Source organism: Photobacterium sp. Ph5, from assembly GCF_022129445.1.
In the GTDB taxonomy this organism is placed as follows: Bacteria; Pseudomonadota; Gammaproteobacteria; order Enterobacterales; family Vibrionaceae; genus Photobacterium.
In genome coordinates this window covers 65,419-89,537 of the sequence record NZ_JADQAQ010000012.1, presented here as the reverse complement: position 1 = coordinate 89,537, position 24,119 = coordinate 65,419, and the positions used below count along the sequence as shown (strand labels likewise).

Genomic DNA, 24,119 nt, shown 5'->3' with positions numbered 1-24,119 from the left:
TTGAAGTATAGGAGATAATTTAACAGTAGCTGTTAAATAGTGGTAATCAGGTTAGAAAAAGAGCAGTCATTTAACAGTAAAAATATTTATGCGTAATGGCGAATTAGAAAAATATCTTGAATCCTTAAATACTTTGTTGAATTGCTATTTTCGCAGTTTTGCATTTGCTAATAATACAATTGAGTCAGCTGAAATACGCTGTACGCCAAAATAGCCACCTGACGACGAAAGTTGATGTACCTGAAGTGAATCTGAGTTAAGTTTGTCAAACCAATATGGAGCTAAAGAGCATTGAGCAGAACCTGTCGCCAGATCTTCAGATATGCCAATCTTGGGCGCGAAATATCTTAATACATACCCATTTTCACCATTCGCTGCAGTCACGATTAAAGCATGGTACTTACTAAGCTGTTTAAAGCGCATATCATCGGGCTGAAAATTTCTTACAGATTCTATAGAAGGTAAGACTAAAACTAAGTCTCGAGTTGAAAATACATCAATAGCATCAACAGCAATATCCGATATTTCTGTTGGAATGCTGCATGTTTCACCTTTCCAACTAGGTAACTCAAGAGTATATATACCATTATTTTTAGCTATTGAGACATCCCCGTATTTGCTACTAAAAAGTACACTATCGAGATTGTACTTAGAGATGATAGCAGCCCCAGCCCCTAAGCTGCCATGCCCACACAGGTTAATTTCTCCATCCATTGCAAACCAGCGGATATAAAATTGCCCATCAAAATTTATAATAAAAGAGGTAACTGGCAGTTCTGCATCACAAGTTATTTTCTGTAACTCTTCATCGGACAGCCAACTATCAAGCTCTAATACACCACAAGGGTTACCAGAAGCTGATTCACTACTAAACACATCATAAATATCTAATTTGATAATCCATCATCCTTAGTTACAATTTAGCCCTGTTAAGGGATGAGCAATGCAAAAGTCGCTACGCGGCAAAGTGAAAATGCACAATTTCTACTACGGTAAATACACCTTTCAAATAAGTATCCCTCAATCGCTCTTGCGTCAACGAGAACGGTTAAACCACACCTACTGGAATGTTAACTAAATTACTTTTGTCATTGGAATGCACGCTAACTCAAAACCAGATGGATGCTTCCAAGACGTCTTTTTACCTGCTACAAACCCCATGCTTTCGTAGAACTTAATTGCATTTAGAGAAGAAGCTAATTTTAAGGTATATAAACCAGATTTTTTTGCAATAGATATAAGCTCATTAGCGATTTGCTTTCCAAAACCTCTCCCAATAAATCTTGGATCAACAAAGATAGACTCCAGAGAGCCATTTTTAGTATCTACAAACCCAAATCCTACTATGTATTCTTGTTCTTCTAGCACAATTGCATCAAGATTAAATAGTATCTCATCAAAGTCGTCAGGCATTGGCGAGTTAGCCCAAGAATAAACAACTTCATTAGAATAATGCGATATACAGGTATTTAAGATTGCTTGTGTTCTAATTTCCCATATTCAGCTCACATCGCATTTATCAACCTTACGTATTAATGTCATACACTTCCCTATGATCTTCAGTTTTAAAGTCTGATTTTCGTGATTTTATTCAGATAAAGCTAGTAAACCGTATTTAATATCACCTTAAATCAATATTATTCAATCGGACTATGAGCGATTAGTAGTTTAGAAGTAGGCCTAAAGCTAGCCAAGATAGCTAGCTCGTTGTTGGACATTTCTGAGTTAGCGGTAACAAGTACTTTGACCAAATTCGCATAACTTGAGGTGTGTTAATATTGTTAAGGAGAGCAGCATCAACTTTGAGATCACAATGTACTACTTCATCTTCTGTCTCAAACGTCGCAGCTTTCTAAGTAAATGATCAGGGTCATCATCAGACCTTTTCTTGTCAAGGTATTCTTCTGCTATTTCTATCTGAGACCTCCGCTTGTTGGCATCAACAGTTAGTGTTTCCAATTGAACCATCATGTGAAGCATAGTCACATCACGAGATTTGGCTTTCTTAGCGGCATAATTACCTATGCCTTTTACTGGTTTACCAAAGAAAGCATCCTCAAGGCTTATTTCTCCTTGTTTATGGATGTACCCCTTATACGTTTCCGCGATTTGTAATAAGACAGACGGTGGTGGGTAGACGCCAGCCTCTAAGCAGTAAGCTAAGGCAGCAAGTGGATGTTCAGCAATAGGAGCACGGTCTTCACTATTATCCCACCATGAGAAGTGGGAAGACCTTTGTTCCTCCCACATATCCTCAAGCTCTTCTACTGTTTCATCTGCTATTTCTAAATTCTTATATTCCATCGCATCCTCACACCACTAGACCGCATACTATGGCGACAATGAGTCCAGCCACAATATTCAACAAGATAATACCTGTAGGTCTTTCGTACCACTGTCTCGTCTCACGCTTCATTATATTTACCCTTATCGTTGTCGTGAGATAAGTATCTATTAAAAGGCGTGATGTTTTAAGGACATGCAGATCCTTGGGTGTCCTGTCGTAATTATCTATTATTCCGCCATGCTTTTTAAGTAGATACTGCACTCAGGTAACTGAATCGATCTGCCTCTCCATGGTTGTTTTCTTGATGGAACGAAATGTGTCGCTATGTCTACAGTGTGACCAATGTTAGCAGCCAGACCAGAGTGAAACGAAGATGGACAAAAACGTGTTAGGCAATTTGCTTATTTAGGCTGGAAGTAATAAGAAAAGTAGGAGTAACTCTTTAAAATAAGCGACGTAGAGAGGTGACTATAATTTGCGAAGAATGAGCGCAAGCCAACCTTGATACGTCCGCCTTGTTTTTTTGTTAGCTCTATTTACCATTAGGCTCAAGGAGTTCGCCACTTAGTAATACTACAATTTCAAACTCATCAGAGTTAAATTTGTAAGGTAAAGTAGTCAGAGTGACAAGGTAATACCAAATAATCGTTCCCTCTCGACTAAAGGCAGGTCTAAATTCGACTTCTTTAACGCCAAGCTCAGACTCTGTTTTGTTAAAATAATTATATGCTTTATCAATAGCCTTACCGATAGCTAACTTAGGCTCTCCCTTGCCATCCCAAGTAGCTTTTTCCATATCGAACTGCCAAGATTTAACTGAATAGCTCCCTTCTTGTGTCCCAATTAGAAAAAAATGTTCTTGATCTACCCGAGATTTGCTTGAGTAACTTATGACTTTATTGTCTTTCGCTGCTGTAACAGAGCAAGGTAATGCTAATACTAATGCTAAGATATAACCTTTTTTCATATGACATTCCTTGTGGTATAGCTAACAGCTTATTAGTAAGCATTCTTATTTTTGCGCAAAAATATACTCATAAATGCCTTTATCATACTCGATATAATCTTTATATATTATGAGGTTAATAGCATTTTTACACCTAATACTTTATTAGAGAATGTGAAAAGTAAGAAATGTATTTAATCAGTCTTATTAAATACAAAACGGAACTCATGCGTTCAAATCACCACAGATCAATAAAATGTTTATATATACAGTACATATAACTAGTCCAAAACCAAGTTAACACGATATGAATGAGTAAAAGGTCTTACGCATAATGGGGCACTTTCGTGCTGGAAGTACCTTGTTTAAAATCATCAAGATCAAAAACTGGCTAGTGGAGATGAGTGAGTAAGCGTAATCAGTCTGATTTACTGCTCTTATCAAAAACAAAAGGCTACGAACAATATGCTCATAGCCTTTACGTTTTTCTGTCTAACTTTACGGCATTAGCTCATAAAGGTTTTTGCTTTCTTCATTGCTTCTTTGGTTGAACATTCAATCACGTTTACGCCATTAAAACGCTCAGCTTCTTTTACTGCAATGTCGTGTGCCAAGATAACGTATTTCGCATTGGCAATATCCGTTGCGGTTAAGCGGTTTTGGATACCGTTTTGACCTTGAGTTTCCACTTTCGCTTTCAAGCCAAGCTCTTTCGCTGCTTTGTAAATCGCTTTTTCGGCCATGAAGGTATGCGCTACGCCTGAAGGGCAACAAGTGATAGCGATAACATCGTATTCGCCTTCGCCAGTTACTGGTGCAGCTTCAACTTGTGTTGCTTGCTCTGCTTTTGTTGTGATTTCTGCTGTTTCTTCTTCCTCTTTTACTTCAGGCTTCCAGAAACCAACGATGATAGCGGTAGTGAATGAGCCCGCTAGAATACCAGCCACATACATTGGAATGTTGCTAGAAACAGGTGCTGTAATTAAACCGCCCCAAGGTGCATGAAGTAGGACATCCGTTGTGAAACCAAATACACATCCCACCATACCGCCGATCACGATAGATGGAAGTACACGCATTGGGTCGTTAGCTGCAAATGGAATTGCGCCTTCAGAGATACCGATAGAACCCATGATCGCAGCCGCTTTACCTGCTTCACGCTCTTCAGTTGAGAACTTTTTCTTAAATAGGAACGTAGCCAGTGCCATACCCAGTGGTGGAGTACAGATAGCAATACCCACGCCACCCATTAGCCAAGGCTGAGTATCAACTTGAGTTTGAGCAAATAAGGTTGCTACTTTGTTGATAGGGCCACCCATATCAAACGCTGTCATACCACCTAGAATTGCACCTAATACCGCTTTAGAAGAACCTGCCATTGATGCTAGGAATTCATTCATACCAGCCATGAAGCCGGCAATTAAAGCACCTAAGCCCCACATTACAATACCTGCACTGATCAAGGTACCTGCAAGAGGGTATAGGAAGTACACACCAAGTGCTGATAAGTGATTAGGAATAGGAATTCTTTTTAGCTGAAGTACCACAAAACCCGAGATGAAACCGGCAATGATACAGCCAAGGAAACCACCGCCCATGTCAGCCATGATGCCTGATGCAATAAAGGCTGGCGCAAGTGCAGGTTTGTCAGCAATAGAATAGCCAATAAAGCCGCCAAGAATGATTGGGAATAGCACTAAGCCTTTGATAGCAATGGTTGAGATATCTTTCAAAATACCAGTATCTGGTACTGCACCTTGACCTGTTGCCATTACAGCTAAGGCCAGTAATACACCACCGGCTACAACGAAAGGTAGCATGTGGGAAGTACCAAATAATAAGTGTTGTTTCATGGTTGATAGTGTTTGTTTCCAATCACGGCCTTGACCGTTGGTCATTGTTGTCGTTGTCATGGGTACATAGCTCTTTTTATTATTAAAATTAGAATGGGTAATAAAATGGTTTGTTATGAAAATTGATCAGACAGCAGCACATCTAAGGCTTGTTGCTCCGTCGTGACATGATGCATGGCTTCAAGAAATTCATCACCGAACTTGCCGAATAGTTCTTGAAGTACATAAATATGGTGATCGGCACCGTTATCAGGTGAAGCGATCATGAAAAATAACGAAGGCTCTACACCGTCTTCATCGCCATATTCAATCGTGTCTTTTTTGATCCCAACGGCGATAGCTGGTGCTAATACGGCTTTTGATTTGGCATGAGGGTAAGCAATGCCATCCATGCAAGTGATACTGTCGGATTCACGTTGTTGAATATCAGCTAGAAACTGTGTTTTATCTGAAATACGACCATTAGCGTGTAGCACATCAACCAGCTCTTGGAATAGCTCGTCTTTGTTGGCTGCATTAAGATTTATTTTGATTAGATTGGTATTAACTAAAGTAGATAGCATAAAATTTCTCAAACTCCATTTTCGTTGGAGAAAAGTATACGTATCTGCTTATTCGAAATTGTTTGTTCTATCACGCTTTGGTTTTCTAATGAAAAAGCATAAAAAACATGCAACGAGAGTCACATTAGACGTTAACAAAAGCCATGCAAAAAACAGCGGTAGTTACTTTTTGTTTACCTAATGCATTAAAATTAAACATAAATAAAACATTTAACATTTTGTTTTTATTGAAGTTTGTTTCCTTATAGGCATAGCTGTCATGCTTTTAAGTAATAGTGTTAAAAAATGGTGAGAATTTTAAGTGGTGGTTAGCGTGAAGTGATAAATTGGTCGATGTGAAGTTTTGTGATAATTATCAAAATTCGTTTCAACAATTCACGAAAGGTTGTTGTGAACCACCAAGCCATGAATTTAACGTCAATTTTGTATCAATTTAGTCAAAATTAAGATCTAATGCGTTGGTGTATTAACCGATAGCGTTTATAGTTTTTATTAAAGAAATCAGTTAGCAAGGGTAAGTCAGTAATATAATTTATTTGGCTTGCTGCACAATACGTAACGGAAACTCAATACTACGCTGTTTGTGTAGAAAGAAGATCAAATCACGATCTGCAATTAATGAATAATGTGGTTTAAGTTAAACCGATTGCTGATGTGAAGTACAAGGACGTTTTATATGCCAGCCAATAAAGGGATGTTTGTCCCGTTATTTTGTTTCGTCATGCTAACAGGGTGCTCTTCCTTACCTGAAGATGCTAAGCACCCTACAGCACCTACAACCCCCAAGATGACGAGTTTATTATCCACGTTAGATGATGGCCATCGTCAGCAGTTAAACCTACAAACGCCGAGTGCGGTATTGGTGCAAAACACAGGCTGGGACGCGCTTGCTCAACGTTTAGCTTTGGTTGAAACTGCCGAACATACCATTGATATTCAATACTATATTTGGAATTCCGATATTTCTGGTAGCTACTTGGCGAGTCGTTTAGTGGCTGCGGCTGATCGTGGTGTCCATGTTCGTGTTCTACTTGATGATATTAATTTAAACGAGCGTGAAGCTTTGTTGGCTGGGTTAAATACACATCCGAATATCGAAATACGTATCTTCAACCCGATCCCAACCCGTAATGCGGGTAAGTGGATAAGCTTCTTAGGGGACTTTTCGCGTTTAAATCGTCGAATGCACAATAAGTCTTTCACCGTAGATGGCGTATTTACCGTAGTAGGTGGACGCAATATTGGTGATGAATATTTCGATCTTTCTCATGAGTTAAATTTGCGTGATAGAGATGTATTAGCAAGAGGGAAAGTGGTTTCTGAGGTTCAACAGAGCTTTAATGATTACTGGAACAGTGAATGGGCATATGATGTTGATCTGTTAAGTGATGATCCTACTCTTGATCAACCGGATTTATTTAACAGTCCAGTTCCTTACTATAAACATTATCCGGCATTGCCACAAAGCCAAGCGTCAGCCGCGCAGTACTTAGCGCCGCTGGTGGGTAATATGACATGGGTGAAAGCAACCTATATAGCCGATCAGCCAATTCCTGACGATATTGATAATACCGAACAGCCAAAAGCCACCGCGCAGTATTTATCTAAGCTGGCGAAAAATACAAAAAATGACATCATTATTGAATCGGCATATTTAGTCTTTGATGATAACCAGTTAGCTGGTTTACAGCAGCTCAACCAGAGAGGGGTAGAGATCAAAGCACTGACGAATTCAATGGCTTCTAATGATCTTGTAACCAACCATTCAGGTTATGCAGGCCGACGACAAGAAATGCTTGAAAGTGGCATCGATTTATTTGAACTAAAACCAAATGCTAAGTTATGCGAGATTGTTACTCAAGATAGCGATAAATGTGCACCGAACGCGGTATACGGTTTACATGCTAAATCAGCGGTGTTTGACGATAAAATCGCGACGATTGGCTCTTTTAACTTCAATTTACGTTCTACTTATCTCAATACTGAATCGTTATTGGTGATTGAAAACTCTAAGGTTGCAGCAGAGCTTGCCACGACCTTAGAGGGCGCAATGCAAGATAATAACAGTTGGCATTTAAGCCTTGATGATGGCGATGTGTATTGGCATTCGGGTAACGAAACATGGGATAGTGAACCGAAAACTGAGCAATGGGATCGTATGAAATCAGAGTTCTTACAGTTATTGCCTATAGAGAAGTATTTGTAAGCGTTAATTTTAATAAGAGATTGCAAAGTCAGCCTCTGAGGCTGGCTTTTTGTTTTTAATGCAATAGTTGCTCTTTTCTATATTGTTTCACGGTTAGCTTCTAAGTTTCTTTGTTACTCACTTCTGTATTAATAACTTATTTATTAGTCTCTGTTTTGCGTTAATTATATAAAGGATCTATTGCTGGTTACATTTGCAGTTTATGATTTACAGTTTGGTATATGGTCTATATAATCCGTCGCTTTTTATTATTAGGCAGGATAAAGTACTGGATGAATAATAGGCACATTAGATATTCTTCTTGGATGGTAAGCATTTTGGCGAGCTTTCTAGTTTTTATGATTTTTTTTGTTGGGTTAGTAGTTTATCACAAAGATATAACCATCGAGAGCGAGTCTAGTTTGCAACGATCTAAGTTCGATAAGCTCTTCGTAATTGAAAAAGATTTAAAGCATAAGTTTCAACAGTTAACAATCCCAACTGTTAATGATGAGAAAGAACTTATCAAACTCGTAAGCTGCAAGTGCCACATATCTAGCGTCGCCGTTATTTATAAAGGGAAGTATGTATATTCGACGTTTATGGGGCTGGTTTCTATGACCGGAAATAACATTGATAGTGGCTTTGCACTAAGGGCTAAAAACAGCATTAATGACATTCCTTCGATTCAGTATGTTTTTCCCGTTAATGAAAACACGAAGATCAAATTATATCTAAAGCCTTTTGAGTTTTCACATGCAAAGGAAATGGGTATCCCGAAGATTAATTTTCGACTGTCGGATATAGATTTGTATGAAGGTAACGAGCCTTTAAATGAATTGACAAGTGATATTTTTAATTTTGATTTGAGTGACTTGGAACTGTTAGTAGAAATAGATTACCCGCTATTGTTCTCAAGTATGATCAAACATCATCGTATTAAAATGGTATTGATGTTGTTCATCTTGTTAGGCGTTTCATTTCAACTGCAAAAAATTATTGAGTGTCGATTGTTGCTTTATGTTCTTAATAAGCAATGGATAATACCTTACATTCAGCCAATAGTTAATCGAAATGGAGAGCATATTGGTGGTGAAGTATTGGCCCGATGGGTGGATGAAAAGGGTAAGGTTGTTTCTCCTGCGTACTTTATTCCGACGTTTGAAAATTACAATATCATTATGCTGCTGACTCGATCTTTACTTGAGCAAGTAAGCCATTATGTTAGAGGAATGAATGTAGCGCCATTAAGACTGAGTTTTAACTTAACAGAAGAGTGTTTGTTTGATCACGAAGTCTTTAAGTTGTGCGCTAAATTGTCTCAAAAGTGTAATTTGGTATTGGAATTTACTGAAACCTCATTGTTTTCTGATCCAAAGGTCAATGAAGTGATGGGAAAGTACCGTAAATTTGGAATTAAATTTGCCATTGATGATTACGGGACTGGCAATAGTAGCTTGTCTTATTTGCTTGATTACCAATTTGATTACGTGAAAATTGACAAACATTTCATAGATAATATCTGTACTGATCAGCGTTCAAGGCATGTGGTTGAGTGCGTTTGTGCGATGGCTGAACGCTTTAATTTGGATTTGATACCTGAAGGGGTGGAAAATGAGTCCCAGCGAGCATCTTTAGAACAATATTCAAGAGTGACATATTACCAAGGATACTTATTTTCTAAACCGCTTTGTTTAAGTGATTTTTTTCATTCAACTTGGAATTAATAGTGTAGGGTGAGTTCTGGAATATTTTATAACAGATTTACACGCCAAATTTGATGGTCATCGTCAGTTGTAACTATATACCCCTTTAGAAGTAAAGATTGACGACGTTAACAATACATCAGAAATTATAGACTCGTAAAGTATTTAGCATGAAATTAAATTAGATATAGCATTATATTTTCAAGGGTATAAGTGTTTGACAATAATTAGTTAATATCTAATTTAATTGTTTTAATGTCACTTTTAGATTTTATTGACGTTGTATTTATCAAAAGATAAAACGTTCAAGATGTTATGTTTTGAACATAAAAACTTTAAACATATAGCTTGCGCAACATCTCCCATTATCGAGAGGGTCAAGCAATAGGTCGTAAGTCTTTTTGCTTACTCAAACCGATTGATGTCTTAATGAACTTCTCTTTAGTTTACCGGTAAAGAGCGTGGTCAATATTATGTGTCTATCTGTTATGAGAACGCTAAGAGTGAAGATGAGTTATTAACCAATTCTGAGCATTTAGCTTTATTAAAAGGTTCTAAAAGAGCGTATCTAGAAGAGAAAACACTATCTATTGGTATTGAACGCTTTATTAAACGGTTATTTCGTGCTTAATGCTTCATCAAACCACCCACGATAATTAATATTCACTGCCTGTTACGCTAGTATTTTGCTACAAAACGCTCATAATCTTGTAAAACAACATTTAAAGAAGAAATTATCTATGACTGACTTTCAATATTACTTTCAGAAACTGCCTTGTTTTAACTGTAAAAAAAATACAGTAAGCATTGATCTTGGTTGGTTAACAGCTGCGATGAAAGAAGATGTTATTGCCCAAGCGTCTGCGATTATAGCGCAAGATAATGTTGAGCCAGAAGTGTCGGTGAACGTAACGTGTACAAAAGATGAAGCTCGCGATTATCTATTGCTTAATTTCTACGGTTATTCTGAAGAAGAATTAGCGAACCAAGTTAAAGCTGAAGATGAACAAGAAGTAGCAGAAGAAATTGCTGAGCTTTTTGCTGATGGTAGCGATGTGGGTGTATTTGAACACGAAATCGTACTGCTAAGTTGCACTGATTGCGGTATTGATGACTAGTTTAATTTAGCGTTGCAATTATAAGGCAATGCTTTTAATAGCGTAATACCAATGAAAAAGTCCGCAATTAATTTATTACTAGTGCCTAGTAGTAAAAGGTTGCGGACTTTTTATTATGTTTTTTATAGGTTTTATTTATCTACGTTGATCGCAATTGAGTCTTCAGTTGCAAATGCGGTTGCCACGTTACCTCCCGCAAGAGCTACATCGGTCCCTGTTAGCAGTACATTGGTTGTACCTGTTGCTGCAACAGCGAAATCGTAATTACCATCACCCACGTTAAGTACAGCAGAGTCTTTGAAATTCACATTCTTTAATACTGCTGTATTGGCTGAGAAGCCGGTGCCAGTAGGGGCGGCGTGAATATCTACTGTGCCAGCGATTGGGTTAGCATGAACGACTCTTAGCTTTGCATATGCCGCAATACTTCTTAAATCATCTTTAATAACAATAGGCTCTACCGATTCATCGGCAAATTGTCCGACGGCAAAAATGGTTGTTTCAGATCCTGCTGTAAAAGTAGTACCAGGAGCTTTAATGGCATCTGGTGTTGTTGCTCCAGTTGGCGTGACCGTTAAATCATAACTGTCCGGTGCTAAATCAAGACTTTTAATGGTTTCATAGCTGATAGAATCAAGCCCAGAGACAACATTGCCACTGGCTCTTACATCGACATCACCTAAATCAGCGACGGCATGACCAACGCGCACGGTTGATTTTTCGCCAGTATTTCGCAGTACGTTAACGGTCGATCCATCTGCAACCAGTAGATTTACAGGAGAAACTGCACCACCGCTTACATTAGGTACTGCTGTTACCATCAAGTCGCTACCACCATCTAATGCGATATTGCCACTGTCATATACCACATCGGTATCAGTACTCTTACCTGCTAACGTGATCCTTATTCGGTACTCACCAGCGGGAAGTGTAACGGGTAGATTCGCTTCGTCTTCTTTAAAGGTAAGATCGGAAACCGCGACGGTATCAGCACTGATACTAGGGTCGGTTGTTATGTGAATATCGACACCGCCAACGTCTGGGTGACCATGTAACACATCGACACGAATAGATTGGTCATCAGGGGCTTCATTAGAACGAGAGAGGATCACTGGCTCTATAGCACCCACATTGTTTACTGCAAAAACGTCATATTGCATGTCTGGTGCAAGGTTAACCGCATTTGCTGTGATCACATCGGCAGTTGCATCGTTTGCGAGTAGTCCACGTACAATCAGATCATGACTACCTGAATCAACGTTGAGTAACGGGCTACCTTGTTGATAATCAACGTTAGATAAGCCACTTAACACATCACCATCCATTAAAATAGAAACAAGCGGAGCATCAGCACTTGCATGCGTTACCCTTAATTGTGAAGTAGACATTTCAATTTGTTTCTCCTCATTACCATCATGAGAATCGCTGTCACAGCCGTTTAAAATTAATGCCGCCGTTGTTAGTAATGTGAGTGTTGATTTTTTCATATGAAGCCTCTTTCCTGTTTGATTATTGGAAAATTGCTACGCGCATATGAATACATCGGTTCACAAGTAAAAAAGTGTTTTGTCTATCCTTTATTCTGTTGTGAGTAATATCACTTTATAACAAACGGTTATTGCTGTTTTTTTCAGAATTATTGAAAGAAGGTTTGATGTAATGGCAATACAATTTGAGAGGAAAGCGTCAGTGATTTCACAAAGCCAACTTCACGCTGGCTTTGTGCTGATTGATGAGAAGCGAAGGTTAACTCTTTTGATATACTGTTTTACCGTCTTTGATAGTTTCTAGTACGGTGATGTCTTTAATTTTCATTGGATCAACAGTTAGTGGATTGGCATCTAAAATCACTAAATCAGCACGCTTACCGACTTCAATGGTGCCTTTGTTTGTTTCTTCAAAGTTCTGATAAGCGCTATTAATGGTGATGGCTTGTAGTGCTTGGTACGGGGTGATTTTATGGTGTTCGCCTAACACTTCGCCACTACGTGTCACACGGTTTACCGCTGTCCACATATTGGTCATCATGTCAGGGAACAGCACAGGTGCATCCATGTGAATGGTAAACATTAACTCATTCGAGTTCGCCCAACCCATAGGTGAGATATTCGCTGCTCGCCAAGGGCCTAATACCGATTCTTTGTGCCAATCTCCCCAGAAATACGTGTGAGCTGGGAAGAAAGAGGGGATCACAGCGTTTTCTTTCATGCGCTTGATTTGATCTAAGCGTGTGGTTTGCGCATGGATCATCACGGTACGGCGATCATCGTTACCGTAGATCTTGTTTGCACGCTCTACAGCATTCATCAGGATATCTGCTGCCGCATCACCATTGCTGTGGCTTAATACTTGTGCGCCCATAGCATAAGCTTTTTCGACCCATTGATTGACCTCTAATTGTGATAGTACGGGATAGCCATGATAGTCGAAACTATGGTTATGTGGTGGCTCGTAATAAGGTGACGATAAATAAGCGGTTTTACCTTGTGGTGAGCCATCACCAACCAGCTTGACACCTGCTAGCTTGAAACCATTGTGGGTGCTTTTCATTGGCATGATCTCTACCGCTTCATCCAAATCCACCCATTTGGCGTATGCGAGTAAATCAATTTTCATTAAGTTATCATCAGCCATGGTTTTCATTGCTTTTAAGGCTGGTAAGGTCGCTAATCCTTCTTGGGCGGTGGTAATGCCATAGCTGGCGAACATGTCTTGCACTTTGAGAAACTTACGAATGGCATCGCTTTTGGTTTCTGTTGGTAAAGCGCCAAGAATGGCGTAAATAGCAGACTCTTCAAGTACGCCTGTCATTTCACCATTGACATCACGACGAATAACACCACCATCAGGATTTGGGGTATTCGCATCATAACCAATGAACGCCAGCCCTTTACTATTACAGGTCGCTAAGTGCCCTGATACATGTACCGCACAGAAGCTGAAATCTTCACTGAACGCATCTAATTCTTGTTTAATTGGATGACGTTTTTCTGCAAGCTCTGCATCATCATAGCCAAAAGCAACATGAAGAATGTTTTTATCTAGCCCGTCTTGGCTAAAGTAATGACGCATTTTGTCATCGATATCTTTAATCGAGCTGATATTGCCCATTGGAGCAGGGTAGAGAAATTCGTTTTCAATCAGTGGTAAGTATTGAGCAAAATGACCGTGAGCATCGATAAAGCCGGGAGTGACGGTTTTACCTTTTAGATCTCGAATCTTGGTGCTGTTGTTAACGTCTTTAAGTACGCTTTGGTTGGTACCGACAGCGACAATGTTACCGTCTTTAATTGCTACAGCTTGCGCACGCACTTTCTCCCCTGTGACAGTCACAATATCACCATTGGTTAAGATCAGATCGGGTGCTGCAAATGCCATGCTGGAAGTCAGTGCCAAAGTAAGAAGAGAAAGCGGTGTTTTCATCATGTTGTTCTCCTGAACACAGCAAATTGAAATAGTTTTCTGCTTTGATGGTTCACATTTTGCGCAAGTTAAAATTTACATTACAGTCACTTTTGATAGGGTTTTACGTACATTTATCTGGCGAAAGAGAATTGGTGTGCATACCTTTGAGCAGTTAGCCACGTTTATTGCGGTATATGAAAATGGCTCGTATAGCGGGGCAGCATCTGCATTAGGCAAGTCCCGTACTACGGTGCGAGAGCATGTAATGGCGTATGAAGATACTTTGGGTTATCCCCTGTTTGAGATTGTTGGCAAGAAAGCAGTCGCAACAGATAAAGCAGAGCAACTGTATTTTCGTGCCAAGGTGGTAGAGAAACAAAGCCGAGAGCTGTTTGATTATAGTCAGGCGTTATTTAGCAGTGACGTTCATACGCTGACGATCACTCATGATGTTTTTGTGCCACTTAGCTTTATGGTGGAAACGGAGCAAAGTCTCAAGCAAACCTATCCGCATCTTGTTGTGAATTGGCTTCATCGTACACGTCAAGAAGCGTTGGCAATGTTGAAAGCGGGAACCGCAGATTTTGCGTTGATGCTAAATAGAGGGAAGGTGTTTGCTGAAACCGAAATTGCGTGGAAAACCTTAGGTAATATTCATCTTAACTGTTACGCCCGACGTGAATCACCGCTTGCAAAGATGGAGCAGATTTCACTGGCTCACTTACAATCTGAAACTCAATATATTTCAGAGAACTTTCTGACACTGAATGTCGACTTTGCCAAGGTATCGCCTCGTTTACATGTGGTGAGTAATAACGATGTATTGTGTGAGCTGATCAAGCAAGATGGTTGGGCGGTGATGCCAAAAGAGTACATGAGTGCGTATTTATCATCAGGTCAATTGGTTGAGCTATCGCTGCAAGAATTGCCGGGTAGCAAAATGATAGGGCTAAATGTGTTCTTTCCAATAGGAAAAGATATACACCCTGTATTTACGAATGTGATCGAATGCTTGGTAAAGAAAGGATACGAGATGTTAGCCTGATAGGAGGATATTTAGTAAATATAATTTGGATAAAGTGATTGTTAGATGATAGATAGCGATTTTTCTTACCTACTTTCCCGCCACACTTTGTTATACATTGCTTACGGTTTTATTTATCAATAATAGGAACATGCGATGTACCCAGTATCAAACCTTGATGAGCTTCGATTAGGTAAAGTGAAATCGCTGTATAACAGCAATACAGCGATTGATAAGCACACTGTTGATACTTGTGATTTATCTGCCTTGGGGCTTGCTGGTGACGAGCAAGCTGAAAGCTTTCATGGTGGTGAAGATCGTGCTGTGCTGCAATATGATTTTGATCATTATGCTGATTTAGCAGAACAGTTTCCTGAGTCAACAGCCTATTTTGTAAAGGGTGGTTTTGGTGAAAACTTTGTAGCGACCGGAATGAATGAACACAACATGTGTATTGGCGACATTGTGAAGGTAGGCTCGGTAGTGTTACAAGTTACTCAACCTCGTCAACCATGTTTTAAGCTAAATAGCCGTTTTAGCGAACCCACGCTGTCTCGTTATGTTCAAGATAATTTTAAAACGGGTTGGTTTTACCGTGTAGTGCAAACGGGAACAATGAATGCTGGCGATAAGATCGAAGTGACTGAACGCTTACATCCAGAATGGACGGTAGCAAAAGTACAGCATTACCTTTATGTCGATACTGAAAATAAAACGGCAATGCAGCAGCTTGTTGATTTAGATGTGTTAGCTAAAGAAACTAAAGGTGTGTTTGAACGCCGACTACAAAATAATGTTGTAGAAAACTGGACAGGGCGTTTAATAGGAAAATATTTGCTGATTAATCCTAATGTGGCTCAATAGAATTTACCCTATTGAGCAATGATCAAACTAAATGATTGGCGTTTTATTGTCTTTTTGCAATGTAGTTAACTTCTTATTAAAGTAATTAATATCGCCTGTTTTAAGGTTTTTGATGTACGGGAACATGGATAATCGACCTTTTTCATAAATGGCTTTCCATTGCTCATCTGTACGGTTATAGGATTTGATACGATAGTCTAAATATTTACTGAAAGGTGCCATGTATAAGTAGCTGTAATCATTATTAGTCTTTAATTTATCAATCGGGAATCCAGGGACAAGGGTGACACTATATGCAATGAAATTAGAATTAGGTAAATAAGAATTATTAAAGGTAGTGCGATATTGAGAACGCAACATTTCAATTGAACTAGAACAGAATCCACCCCCTACGCGACCGAAAGAGTTTAACGTACCCGGATCTGCACAATCAGGAACATAGTTATCTTTGTTATGTGACAAGAAATAAGCCACATCTAAACTTTTATCACCCGATAAATATTTATCTTCAACGAATTTAAGACCATCATCTTCAATTGCTTTTTTAACTGCTGAAGTGGTTTTCGCTACACTAGTAGCAACCTTTGTTTTAATTTGATCATTTGTAAGGTTATCCGTTGGAACAAGAACAAAAATTTTATTCTCTTTGTACTGATTATCCATATCAACTCGGCCACCTAGATTACCTAACCCAAACATGCCAAGCTGAAAAATGTTAGCGCCACCAAGCAGGGTAATAACGGATGCGCCGATTAATGATGCATCACTTACTGCATGTGGATTGTAATCTTTGCCAAACTTGTCCAAATCATTCGCTTTGATCGGTTTAACGTCAGGATTGCCGATGTAGTACATAAATTGCATTTCATCACTCAACGACTTGTCATCGATGTAACTGTAGTCTTCAGGTGTTTGCTTGTTACCAATCATGATTTGGTCATAAACACTCGTGTAACTAGGTGAACTGGCACAGCCTGCCAAAGTTGTTGCAATTACGATTGACGAAAGAAATTGTTTGATCATTTTTACCTCTAAAATAAGCCCGTATTTTTTTGTTATGTAAATAATATCAATGCTTAGAAAAAAACAACTGATCATAAAATACTGTATAGGTTCATGATTAAGTGCTTAGTGTTCTGTGTCCAATTATTGAGTTATTTGTGCGATCTGGTTATCAAGATGTTGGTGTAATGTAATGGCAAAGACTCGTATTACAACAAGGGCGTGACCAAATGGGGGGGGTACAGCTCAACAGTACCGCCCTGTTGATTCATAACATAACGAGAGTGTGTGGCATTACAAGGATTAGGAAAGAGTGTTATTTTTTGATGCTTGTTAATAAATGCAAAAATTAGAGGTATCGCTAAAAAGAATTCAAATGATGAATTAATGGCTATTTAGCGCCGACATAGTGGCGCTTTATTTGCTATTTCTTTTAATAATCCCACTTTATGTAATATGGGGATTATTTCATTGGTGTTTATAAGATGGCTATCAGTAAAAACTGAGATAAGTCGTTGCAGTAGTGTTAGAAATTGGTCTTATAGCGATAAGGACAATTAATCAATTGAGCAGCTACTACATCGTGATTTTCCGGTTAATAAATAGGAAATACGATAACGGTTTCTGGCAAAAAACAAGTATGCTTTATCCGCAACGATACGTATCACTGGAAGCCTAAGTATTTTTAACCATTTCTTTTTACCAACAAGGTTCCATGCTTTATAAGTGACATCAAGACCAAGTAAAAGTTGTTGTTCATCGCCTGTTTGAGTAGTGAGTAAACCGTGTAAAATGCTGCTAGCTTTTTCTTTTGATATGTCAGGAAAGCGCTGGTTGAAATCAGGCACAAGAATATCTTCAAATTGTAGTTTTTTGTGATGTTCATTTAGTTGTCGAAGTTGCTTCATCTCAGCGATACAAAGTGGACAACTTCCATCATAAAAGATGATCATCTTTTCCATGTTTCTTATTCCTTGTTTACGTAATTGCAAATACAACCGCATGTAATCCGCAAACACAGGTGGTGAGACGATTACGTAATTGTTGATAATACTCATCTTGATGAGCGGAGTTAAATTTTAACTCGGCGATACGAATACAGATAAACCCCAGCATTAATGCAACAATAGCCCAAGTGTAGTTACTCGTTGAATGTAATAGCGAAAACCAAGCGAGTAGCGCAAAAAGATTACTTAAGAGTAGAGCATATCGATAGGTTGAACTGTCGTTATGGTTAAGACTGTTTCCCCACATAACGCCAGAAAGAAAACTGAGAATAATGGCACTGTAACTGACGAAAATAAGTAAGGCTGAGGTATTAAAGATACTTATTTCAAAGCTGATAGCAAGTGCACTTATAGCAAAAGGAATAAGACCTAGATAGCCAAGAGTGTGGGTGGGGGATCGAATGATGGTGTTCATATTACCTAGTCGTTATTGAATGACTAATTTAATACGCTTAAAAATAGGAATCTGATCAATGGGGGTTACATATTGATGAAAAGCGGGGATAATATCGCGCTCGCTGTAGGTATATGATTGGTATATACCCTTGTGTAGCGATGCTGGTGTCACTTTCAACTTCTAGGATATTAACTATGCGCGCTTTCGTATTAAGAGCCCGTTCTGCACCCACCGACAGTAAAATGCTGTTAGCGTCTGTTGGTCAAGATGCTCACACTGAAATTTTGGCTCACGTTTTAATGAATGCTATTTTTGTGGCGCAGTCTCACCGCGAAGATATTATGGTGCATTTAGTGCTTGAAAGTACGCAAGACTTTTCTCGTACCATTAGCTTTAATTCAAATGATATTACTAACTTAACGGGTTTTCATGAGCAAGCATGGTTAGATAAGATCACTCATGCGCTTGATAAATCATTAGGTATGGGTAAAGAGCAATGTCGTAATGTAGAACCTGGTATTACAGTTCGTACGATCAGTTTTGAAAAGCTGGTGGTTGAACTTGCTGAAGATTATCAATTATACATGTTAGATAAGAAAGGCGATTTTGTTCGTGATATCGAACTTGCATCGAATCCTTGCTTCTTATTAACCGATCACATGCCAATGCCTAAAAAAAGCTATAACAGCTTAAAACGCTTAGGTGCACAAAAAATTAGCTTAGGTCCTAAGATGTTATTTGCCTCTCAATGTATCGTGTTAATTCAGAATGAGCTAGATTTAATGCTTTAGTGATATATTGAATGCATCTTTATTGAAAGCCGTAACTAATAACAGTTGCGGCTTTTTTGTTACGTCTATGTTGTGATTTGAATCACAAAAAATTGGTTTTATATAATGAAGTAAATTTACAAAATAAAGATAACAGTATGAAAAAAAAGATATTTGCAAAAATGATGTATCGTCAAATACAAAAATGGAATGATGTTTGTTTATTGCATGTGAATAGAATAAAAATATTCACAGAAGCAATAAATTAATACGTGAAACGGTGAAAATTAAGATACTAAATATGGGTTAAGAATATACTTGAGCTTAGGGGAGTTCAGTGTATTTTCATTCTTCAATACCTCGGTATTAACACACCAATAAGAATGACAACCGTTAGCTAAACGGGCCTTTTTACAGGAATCAATATGCAGTTATCCTCTCAGCCTAAAGGGCTTTTTCACCTCATCGCGATACAAATGTGGGAATTTTTTAGCTATTACGGCATGCGTTCGCTATTAATTCTATTTTTAACCCAAAAACTCTTAATGTCAGATGAACATGCTTATGCCTTATATGGTGCGTATACATCGCTAGTTTATGTGACACCCATTTTAGGGGGTTATCTAGCAGACCGATATTTGGGTAATTATTGGGCTGTTGTTATTGGCGGCTTATTGATGGTTGCTGGTCACGTTGTATTGAGTATTCCGAGTAATGACCATACAACTTTATATTCAGCGTTAGCATTAATTATTTGTGGTTATGGTTTTTTTAAAACTAACTCAAGTTGTTTATTGGGTGAGTTATATAAAGGTCATGAAAGTGCACGTGAATCAGGATTCTCGATATCTTATATAGGTGGTAACCTTGGTTCTGCTTTAGCGCCAATTTTCTGTGGGTATGCTGCAAGCCGTTGGGGATGGCATGTGGGGTTTGCTCTTGCGGGTATTGGTATGTTTATTGGTTTAATTATCTTTAGCACGGGTCGTAAAAACTTTGCCCATGTACAAAAAGCCAATAAAGCTGCGTTAACACAAAAAACAGCAGGTATTAGTCACTGGTTCTTAATCATTCTTGGCGTAGTGGCTGCTGCGGTAGGTCTTGTGTTTGTACTTAAAGACTTACTAGCAGGTTACATTCTTGCCGTGATCCTTGCATTTTCGGCACTACAAATGTTGCGTTTATACCGTAAGAGTGATGTCGAAGATCGTAAGAAGCTTCACTCAATCATGTATTTTATGATTTTTGGTATGGTGTTCTGGGCTTTTGATCAGCAAGGCGGTAGTTCAATTAGCTTATTCATCGAACGTAATATCGATACTGATATTTTTGGTTTCCATATTCCAACGGCGTTCTTCCAATCTGTTAACCCTGTTGCGGTTATCGTAGGTGGTGCTGCAGTTACATGGTTATGGAAAGTGTTATCGTCACGTCAGATCTCTGTACGAACGTTAACAAAACTAAATATGGGTTTGTTTCTATTAACGGCTGGTTTTAGTTTAATCACGTTATCTTCGAAGCTTGCAATGGCAACTGGACATACAACATTCCTATGGTTATTTATTGGTTTGTTCTTAATTGGTATTGCAGAGCTCTTTATTGACCCTGTGGCATTAGCAGCAATTACGCGTATGAACCCACAAGGTGCAACGGGTACGGTTGCAGGTATTTATATGTTAATGGGTGGTTCGGTAGCAAACTACTTAGCAGCAAACATTGCTGAGCTAACAGCAACTAATACTCCGAAAGGCGATGCAATAGATTTAATTACTTCTGCTGCACAATATCACCATGTATTCCAATCAATTTTAATTGTGACGGTTGTGGTACTTGTGATGGGATTATTGGTGAATTTTAAAAACCGTAATCAGCCAGAATATGATTAACGACTAATTACATTTTCAGCCAGTATTATTACGTTTATTGTTAATAATACTGGCTTTTTTATTGACTAAAATTTTATTTCAGCGTGATTACCGTAACAATGTAAACCGATCGATATGCTTATTTGTTTCGTAAATAGAAAAAGGATAAAAAATAAGGCATATAACTTATGGCGGTAAAAGCTCTTTATTGGCTCACCAATGATTTACGTTTGCATGATAACCCGATATTTCATCAAGCTTACGAGCATTGTGACAGCTTGCTGTGTGTTTATTTTATGGAACCACAAAAACAGCAGTTTAATCGTTATCAACTTGTCTCGATGGGATCTATTCGCCATCGTTTTCTACTGCAAGCGTTACAAGCACTGCAATCTAATCTAGCGACATTAGGTCAGCGCTTATTAGTAATGCAAGCCGATCCTATGGTTTCAATGCCAGTGCTAATAGAACAATACGGCATTAACCTTATTTATCGTAGTCGTCATTGCGGTTGGTATGAACAACAGCAATGGCGTTACCTAAAACAATGCTATCCCCATTTGCGATTTGTTGAAGTTGATACGCATACGTTGTACTCACAAGATCAATTGCCGTTTCCTCTTTCAGATATGCCAAAGAGTTATTCTAAATTTCGTAAACAGATGGAGCAAAACGTTATTGTATATTCGCCTCTATCTGTACCTGATTACCTACCGCCACAACCCAATGTGTATTGTTCTGAATATATAGATATTCGAAATGTTCACATCCCAAATAATGATCAGGTTGAGTGGCATGGTGGTGAAAATGCAGCACTGATGCATTTACAGCAGTATTTTTCTTCTCGTTTGCCGTCAAGTTATAAAGAAACACGTAATGCTATAGAGGGTTGGAATAATTCAACCAAATTTTCACCGTGGTTAGCCTGTGGTGCTTTATCAGCCAAAATGATTATGGCTACTTTGGCAGGTTATGAAAAATATAAAGAGAAAAACTCATCAACCTATTGGATCTTCTTTGAGTTGTTATGGCGTGAGTTTTTTCAATGGCATGCGCATGCTGTTGGGCGAGAACTGTATCGTTTCAGTGGTGTGCAAAATAAAAGGTTATTAAACAGTTTTTATCCTACTCGTTTTAAACAATGGTGTGAGGGTTTAACGCCTTATCCTATTGTTAATGCGTTTATGAAACAGTTAAACCAAACCGGTTACATGTCTAATCGTGGGCGCCAAATAGTTGCAAGTTGTTTGGTTAATGAGCTATCCGTTGATTGGCGCTACGGTGCCGCCTATTTTGAGCAACAACTCATAGATCATGATGTCGCGGCAAACTGGGGCAATTGGCAGTACATTGCAGGTGTTGGAACCGATAGTCGAGAAAAACGTTGGTTTGATTTAGAAAAACAAACACGAATTTTTGATCCCAATCATCATTTTATTCGTCATTGGCGAGGGGATGAAAACCTTAATACTTTAGATAACTATAACATTGATGATTGGCCAATGAGTGGTAGAAGGTAATGATAAAATCACGTTATACAACACTTCGTTTGATTTTAGGTGATCAACTTAATGCGAGTCATCATTGGTATCAACACCCCAATGAAAATGTGCTGTATATTATTGCAGAGCTAAAGCAAGAAACTGATTACGTTGTTCATCATCATCAAAAGATCTGTGCTTTTTTTGCTGCAATGGAAAATTTTTCAATTGCGCTGCAACAAGCAGGACATGACGTTTTATATTTAACATTAGACGATACTCATACCTATCATGATTTACCTAATTTAATTATTTCACTTTGTCAGCAATATCATTGCCAAGCATTTGAATATCAACAACCAGATGAATACCGATTATCGCAACAGTTAGCGGCTTTAAAGATTCCTGATGTAATCGTTCAAGCGTGTGATAGCGAGCATTTCTTACTGACATTGGTTGAGCTTGATCAGTACATAACACCAAACAAACATCACCGTATGGAGCATTTTTATCGCGCTATGCGAAAACGATTTGATGTCTTGATGGTTGAAGGAAAACCTCAAGGTGGTAAATGGAATTATGATGGTGCAAATCGAAATAAGTTAAAGGCTGTTGATATTGAAGCCATTCCTCAACCGTTAATGTTTAGTAATGATGTTAGTGCTATTTCTAAACGACTCGAAAAACACGAAATCAACACAATCGGTCAATCTTGTGAGCAGTTACTTTGGCCGACTAACCGTAAACAATCACAAGCGCTACTGAGTTACTTTTGTCGTGATTTATTGCCTTTGTTTGGACGCTTTCAAGATGCAATGACCACGAAAAGTGAGTCAGCATGGAGCTTATACCATTCTCGTTTATCTTTTGCTTTGAATGCGAAAATGTTGCATCCCATGCAAGTGATCCAAGCGGCTATTGATGCTTACTCTCAGCCTGATTCAAAGATTGATATTGCCCAAGTTGAAGGGTTTGTTCGCCAGATATTAGGCTGGCGTGAATTTGTTCGTGCTATTTATTGGGTCAATATGCCCCATTATGGGAAAGAGAATACGCTAGAAGCTAGCGGTTCGTTACCTGATTTTTTTTGGGATGCTAAAACCAATATGCAGTGTATGTATCATGCGATTAAACAGTCGCTTGATTATAGCTACGCTCATCACATTCAGCGTTTAATGGTCACGGGTAATTTTTGTTTATTAACGGGGATTGAACCGAGTGAAGTTGAACAGTGGTATTTAGGTATTTATATTGATGCGGTTGAGTGGGTAGAAAAGCCAAATACGCTTGGTATGGCGCTGTTTGCTGATGGTGGTGTGGTAGCAACAAAGCCTTATGCTTCAAGTGGGGCATACATTAATAAAATGAGCGATTATTGCTCATCATGTCAGTATGAGGTTAAAAAGAAAACTGGGCTGAATGCCTGTCCATTTAATAGTTTATATTGGCGTTTTATGGATAAACATAGAGGATTATTAGCAAACAATCCTCGTGTAGGTATGCTATATAGTCATTGGGATAAATTAGATGATAGTGAGCGAGCTGTTATTGTAGAGCAAGCCGAGTATTATTTACGCCATATAAATTCACTATAAAGAAAAGGCGTGTTTAATCGCCATTAATAACGTTGTTACACATCATCGTAA

The 24,119-nt window shown here is 38.6% G+C and carries 22 protein-coding genes; 11 read left to right on the top strand and 11 right to left on the bottom strand.

The genetic code is table 11. The features are described 5' to 3' along the window. Window positions 1-144: 144 nt before the first annotated feature. The gene (locus I3259_RS07130) at window positions 145-876 is read right to left on the bottom strand and encodes a PhzF family phenazine biosynthesis protein (protein ID WP_346015691.1); all 732 of its coding nucleotides are present in this window, start codon (window positions 874-876) and stop codon (window positions 145-147) included. A 67-nt stretch (window positions 877-943) separates the two neighbouring features. Here I3259_RS07130 and I3259_RS20220 point away from each other — a divergent pair, with 67 nt between their 5' ends. Further along, window positions 944-1,078, top strand: coding sequence for a hypothetical protein (locus tag I3259_RS20220; protein WP_255721114.1), 135 nt, complete (start codon window positions 944-946; stop codon window positions 1,076-1,078). Here the strand turns inward: I3259_RS20220 and I3259_RS07125 are convergent. From I3259_RS07125 to I3259_RS07105, 5 genes are all read right to left on the bottom strand, one after another. Further along, complete coding sequence (locus I3259_RS07125; protein ID WP_346015692.1) at window positions 1,075-1,461, bottom strand: GNAT family N-acetyltransferase; 387 nt, start codon at window positions 1,459-1,461, stop codon at window positions 1,075-1,077. The genes I3259_RS20220 and I3259_RS07125 overlap by 4 nt on opposite strands. Window positions 1,462-1,818: 357 nt before the next feature. After that, a complete protein-coding gene (locus tag I3259_RS07120) occupies window positions 1,819-2,304 on the bottom strand; it encodes a hypothetical protein (protein ID WP_238028989.1) in 486 nt (161 codons plus the stop codon). 515 nt (window positions 2,305-2,819) lie between these two features. Then, window positions 2,820-3,254: a hypothetical protein gene (locus tag I3259_RS07115; protein ID WP_238028988.1), complete on the bottom strand. Its 435-nt coding sequence runs from the start codon at window positions 3,252-3,254 to the stop codon at window positions 2,820-2,822. Window positions 3,255-3,739: 485 nt separating this feature from the next. After that, window positions 3,740-5,146 (bottom strand): fructose-specific PTS transporter subunit EIIC, encoded by a 1,407-nt coding sequence (locus I3259_RS07110; RefSeq protein WP_238028987.1) that lies wholly within the window; start codon window positions 5,144-5,146, stop codon window positions 3,740-3,742. Window positions 5,147-5,199: 53 nt separating this feature from the next. Then, on the bottom strand, window positions 5,200-5,649 hold the full coding sequence (locus I3259_RS07105) for a PTS sugar transporter subunit IIA (protein WP_238028986.1): 450 nt from the start codon (window positions 5,647-5,649) through the stop codon (window positions 5,200-5,202). Window positions 5,650-6,325: 676 nt separating this feature from the next. Between I3259_RS07105 and I3259_RS07100 the strand changes: the two genes are divergently transcribed. The 4 genes from I3259_RS07100 to I3259_RS07085 all read left to right on the top strand — a co-directional run bounded on the left by I3259_RS07100 (window position 6,326) and on the right by I3259_RS07085 (window position 10,658). Beyond that, window positions 6,326-7,855, top strand: a complete 1,530-nt coding sequence (locus I3259_RS07100; RefSeq protein ID WP_238028985.1) for a phospholipase D family protein — start codon at window positions 6,326-6,328, stop codon at window positions 7,853-7,855. A gap of 317 nt (window positions 7,856-8,172) precedes the next feature. Further along, the gene (locus I3259_RS07095; RefSeq protein WP_238028984.1) at window positions 8,173-9,561 is read left to right on the top strand and encodes an EAL domain-containing protein; all 1,389 of its coding nucleotides are present in this window, start codon (window positions 8,173-8,175) and stop codon (window positions 9,559-9,561) included. A gap of 454 nt (window positions 9,562-10,015) precedes the next feature. After that, the gene (locus tag I3259_RS07090; RefSeq protein ID WP_238028983.1) at window positions 10,016-10,171 is read left to right on the top strand and encodes a hypothetical protein; all 156 of its coding nucleotides are present in this window, start codon (window positions 10,016-10,018) and stop codon (window positions 10,169-10,171) included. Between the two features lie 109 nt (window positions 10,172-10,280). Further along, window positions 10,281-10,658 carry a hypothetical protein gene (locus I3259_RS07085; protein ID WP_238028982.1) on the top strand — a complete coding sequence of 126 codons (378 nt, stop codon included), beginning with the start codon at window positions 10,281-10,283 and terminating at the stop codon, window positions 10,656-10,658. 131 nt (window positions 10,659-10,789) lie between these two features. On the opposite strand, the gene I3259_RS07080 is transcribed toward I3259_RS07085, so the two are convergent. Next, window positions 10,790-12,145 (bottom strand): DUF4397 domain-containing protein, encoded by a 1,356-nt coding sequence (locus I3259_RS07080; protein WP_238028981.1) that lies wholly within the window; start codon window positions 12,143-12,145, stop codon window positions 10,790-10,792. Window positions 12,146-12,404: 259 nt separating this feature from the next. Continuing rightward, a complete protein-coding gene (locus tag I3259_RS07075) occupies window positions 12,405-14,081 on the bottom strand; it encodes an amidohydrolase (RefSeq protein WP_238028993.1) in 1,677 nt (558 codons plus the stop codon). 136 nt (window positions 14,082-14,217) lie between these two features. Here I3259_RS07075 and I3259_RS07070 point away from each other — a divergent pair, with 136 nt between their 5' ends. After that, entirely contained in the window at window positions 14,218-15,108 is an 891-nt protein-coding gene (locus I3259_RS07070; RefSeq protein WP_238028980.1) for a LysR family transcriptional regulator, read from the top strand. Between the two features lie 135 nt (window positions 15,109-15,243). Beyond that, complete coding sequence (locus tag I3259_RS07065; protein WP_238028979.1) at window positions 15,244-15,951, top strand: MOSC domain-containing protein; 708 nt, start codon at window positions 15,244-15,246, stop codon at window positions 15,949-15,951. 27 nt (window positions 15,952-15,978) lie between these two features. Here the strand turns inward: I3259_RS07065 and I3259_RS07060 are convergent, their stop codons facing one another. From I3259_RS07060 to I3259_RS07050, 3 genes are all read right to left on the bottom strand, one after another. Continuing rightward, window positions 15,979-16,974: a hypothetical protein gene (locus I3259_RS07060; RefSeq protein ID WP_238028978.1), complete on the bottom strand. Its 996-nt coding sequence runs from the start codon at window positions 16,972-16,974 to the stop codon at window positions 15,979-15,981. Between the two features lie 536 nt (window positions 16,975-17,510). Continuing rightward, a complete protein-coding gene (locus tag I3259_RS07055) occupies window positions 17,511-17,915 on the bottom strand; it encodes a DUF393 domain-containing protein (RefSeq protein ID WP_238028977.1) in 405 nt (134 codons plus the stop codon). Between the two features lie 16 nt (window positions 17,916-17,931). Further along, window positions 17,932-18,375: a DUF3429 domain-containing protein gene (locus I3259_RS07050; protein WP_238028976.1), complete on the bottom strand. Its 444-nt coding sequence runs from the start codon at window positions 18,373-18,375 to the stop codon at window positions 17,932-17,934. A 176-nt stretch (window positions 18,376-18,551) separates the two neighbouring features. On the opposite strand from I3259_RS07050, the gene trmY reads away from it, so the two are divergent. The 4 genes from trmY to I3259_RS07030 all read left to right on the top strand — a co-directional run bounded on the left by trmY (window position 18,552) and on the right by I3259_RS07030 (window position 24,068). Beyond that, window positions 18,552-19,148: a tRNA (pseudouridine(54)-N(1))-methyltransferase TrmY gene (trmY, locus tag I3259_RS07045; protein ID WP_238028975.1), complete on the top strand. Its 597-nt coding sequence runs from the start codon at window positions 18,552-18,554 to the stop codon at window positions 19,146-19,148. A gap of 404 nt (window positions 19,149-19,552) precedes the next feature. Beyond that, window positions 19,553-21,013, top strand: a complete 1,461-nt coding sequence (locus I3259_RS07040) for an oligopeptide:H+ symporter (RefSeq protein WP_238028974.1) — start codon at window positions 19,553-19,555, stop codon at window positions 21,011-21,013. A 167-nt stretch (window positions 21,014-21,180) separates the two neighbouring features. Further along, the gene (locus I3259_RS07035) at window positions 21,181-22,512 is read left to right on the top strand and encodes a DASH family cryptochrome (RefSeq protein ID WP_238028973.1); all 1,332 of its coding nucleotides are present in this window, start codon (window positions 21,181-21,183) and stop codon (window positions 22,510-22,512) included. After that, a complete protein-coding gene (locus I3259_RS07030) occupies window positions 22,512-24,068 on the top strand; it encodes a cryptochrome/photolyase family protein (RefSeq protein ID WP_238028972.1) in 1,557 nt (518 codons plus the stop codon). The genes I3259_RS07035 and I3259_RS07030 overlap by 1 nt, the downstream gene beginning before the upstream one ends. Window positions 24,069-24,119 lie beyond the last annotated feature (51 nt).